Origin of the sequence: Novipirellula herctigrandis (assembly GCA_007859835.1) — a bacterium.
Taxonomy (GTDB): Bacteria; Planctomycetota; Planctomycetia; order Pirellulales; family Pirellulaceae; genus Novipirellula_A; species Novipirellula_A herctigrandis.
The window spans coordinates 8558685-8560540 of the sequence record SJPJ01000001.1 but is presented as its reverse complement, the minus strand read 5'-3'; the positions used below and the strand labels follow the sequence as shown (position 1 = coordinate 8560540).

Sequence of the window (1856 nt, the reverse complement as noted above, 5' to 3'; positions counted from 1 at the left end):
CCAGAAAAGTTGTCCGAGGGAATGGTTCGTCGGGCATATCGTTCACCGGCATCAGCCGCAAGCCAGTGTTGTGACGCCAAAGCCCAACACCAGCATACCGATCGTCGTTGATCGGATAACGGTACGCATCACCGGGCGGCGGGAGCACGGCAACCATTTGCGAAATCTCTCCACCGCCGCTCCGTGTGCATGCGATGGTTACCCGCATCATCCTGTGTATGTTTCGAGCCAGTTTATCCAATCATTGGATGCTGTGGAATCAAGGGCAATCACTTGGTTCTCGGAGTCGTAAAATCCAGAGTCTGGAAAACACGTCGGAACGGGACATCCGAGCATGCTGATCCGTCCGATATAATCCCAGAAGTCATAGCCCAGTCGTTTACACGTCATCGAGGGGTCGTGAAATTTGGACATGTAGTAGACGCAGCCATCATCCAGATTCAGTGCAACGTAGTCACCATTGTCGATGGCAATGACCGGAACGGTGTTCGCAAAGATCGGATCAAGTGATGGAGTTGCACCAAGGTTTGCGTCGCAGTAATCCAGGTACCCGTCAAGATGTTCAATGGAGTGTTGCAGCGACCACACCATCATTTTCCCGCCAATCTCCGCGTTAGAAATGTGATCAGGGCGATGATCGTATTTCAGAACTGCAGGTGATCCCTCGGGAGGCCAAGGCAAGTGGAAGGTTACAGCGGACGAGTAAGAGCAGCAGGCTTCAAGAAACGTCTGCGGAATGTTGTGAAGTGAGTGACGAGAAAGTACGGACAAGTCGGCTTCTGACGCTGGCGCACCAATCGAGGTCGTCAGTTCGGGCCATCCTTGCGTTTTCATGCAGGTGGCAAACCATTGCCAAGCATGTTCCCAGAGCCCTTGGAGTTCTAGCAAAGACTGCGTTGAATCGAGCACTTTGGAAACAGGCGGGCGATCAGTCATTCTTTAGTCGGGTAACGGTACGGATCAGCGGGGACCGGGAGTTGACTATCCATTCGTGAAAACGAACCACCGGTCCTCCGTTGCATCCGATGGTTACCCGAAATCCCGGCCATTTGATTGTCGATTCCGTGGAAGTGATCACGGGCGAGCAAGTCACCACGGAAAGCATCAGTGTATCAAATCAGTGTCGAATAAAACAGTTGTTGGGCAGGTTTTTGGGTAACGCCGAAAGGCCGAAGCAGCGACGTTAGGCTAGCCAAGGTTCCAGCCAAACGCCGTCGTGGAGTCGCATTAGCCAACGGGTAACTTAGACGAGCAATTTTTAACTTACGCTTTTGACGTTGGCGTTCGGGTCGCGTTGTCGAAAAGAGATCATCAAACAGGATCGATGTTGTCGTTCGATACGATCTTCATTTTACGTCGGGTAACGGCCGGCGTCACCGAGCACGGCCTATGTGGTTTCCATTTGTAAAGATCTTATGCCGTGCTTCGTGTGAACGCCATGGTTATCCGCCACTTTCTGGTTGACGAACGGTTTATCTAGCATCAGTCAAGAAATGGGGTGAGTTGCAGTCTTCCGCTCCTATCAAACGATGCGACGTGCATGCGGCAAGATACAGCAACGACAGTGCCGGGTTCGGCGTTTGGATTGCTCTCAAGCCAGGCTGCGATTGTGTCGGCACTCCGTTGTGAAACGTCCTGCCGAGCGTAGTACTCGCGCATTCTCTCTTGGTGTTCCAGTGAGATAAGATCAGCGGCGGCGCGAGCACAGAGTTCGACGGCGCGGCGTTCATCGCTTGTCAGCCGATCAGAATCGACGAGTGTCTCCAGCACAGGTCCGATGCGATCAAAGTTGAGGTCGTTACGATCTTCCGGCGTCAACAATGACATTGCATTCAGCGATCAAATTCAAGACGGAT

General features: G+C 52.6%; 2 protein-coding genes. Both read right to left on the bottom strand.

What is annotated here, in order from left to right; all coding sequences use genetic code 11:
* Nucleotides 1–207 precede the first annotated feature (207 nt).
* Complete coding sequence (locus tag CA13_RS30820) at nucleotides 208–936, bottom strand: hypothetical protein (RefSeq protein WP_146403217.1); 729 nt, start codon at nucleotides 934–936, stop codon at nucleotides 208–210.
* Between the two features lie 546 nt (nucleotides 937–1482).
* Complete coding sequence (locus CA13_RS30815) at nucleotides 1483–1827, bottom strand: hypothetical protein (protein ID WP_146403215.1); 345 nt, start codon at nucleotides 1825–1827, stop codon at nucleotides 1483–1485.
* Nucleotides 1828–1856: the final 29 nt, after the last annotated feature.

Excerpts from the sequence above, each read along its gene's own strand:
- CA13_RS30815 (WP_146403215.1), bottom strand. The coding sequence starts at position 1,827 with ATGTCATTGTTGACGCCGGAAGATCGTAACGACCTCAACTTTGATCGC.
- CA13_RS30820 (WP_146403217.1), bottom strand. The coding sequence starts at position 936 with ATGACTGATCGCCCGCCTGTTTCCAAAGTGCTCGATTCAACGCAGTCT.